At 62.5% G+C, this 733-nt stretch carries 1 protein-coding gene; it reads left to right on the forward strand.

The features are described 5' to 3' along the window. The coding region (locus tag G489_RS0117530; RefSeq protein WP_029042605.1) for an SDR family oxidoreductase at nucleotides 1–522 on the forward strand (522 nt) is incomplete at its 5' end. Between the last annotated feature and the right edge of the window lie 211 nt (nucleotides 523–733).

Here is a 733-nt window from a genome sequence, read left to right on the forward strand (position 1 = left end):
CCGGTGGATGTGCTGTTCAACTGCGCCGGCTTTGTCGGCAGCGGCTCGATCCTTGATTGCGACGAGGAGCAATGGGCCTTCACATTCGATCTCAATGTGACGGCGATGTACCGGATCATCCGGGCCTATCTGCCGGGGATGATCGGGAATGGCGGGGCCTCGATCATCAACATGTCCTCGGTGGCGTCTTCTGTGATCGCGGCGCCGAACCGGTTCTCCTATGGGGCCAGCAAGGCGGCGGTGATCGGGCTGACCAAGTCGGTGGCGGCGGACTTCATCAAGCAGGGGATCCGCTGCAATGCGGTGTGCCCGGGGACGGTGGAATCCCCCTCGCTCGAACAGCGCATGCGCGACCAGGGGGATTACGAGACCGCACGGGCGGCCTTCATCGCCCGCCAGCCCATGGGGCGGATCGGGACGGCCGAGGAGATCGCCGCGCTTGTGGTTCACCTCGCCTCGGATGAGAGCGCCTATACCACGGGCGTCGCGCATGTGATCGATGGCGGCTGGGCCAATAGCTAGGGAGCGTTTCCAGGTGAAGTGGATGCCGGTTCACCGTTCGGAAACGCGACAACATAAAACCTTCGGCCAGGTCAGTGGTTCGGTGAGAAGCTGAACCGGTTCAAAAGCCAGGCACACGAGAAGCCAGGCACACGAGAAGAAAGACGAGAGCGAGATGAAGTTTTTGCGCTTTGGCCCGAAGGGCCAGGAGAAGCCCGGGGTTCTGGACCAG

The sequence above is a fragment of the Cucumibacter marinus DSM 18995 genome (genome assembly GCF_000429865.1).
GTDB lineage: Bacteria > Pseudomonadota > Alphaproteobacteria > Rhizobiales > Devosiaceae > Cucumibacter > Cucumibacter marinus.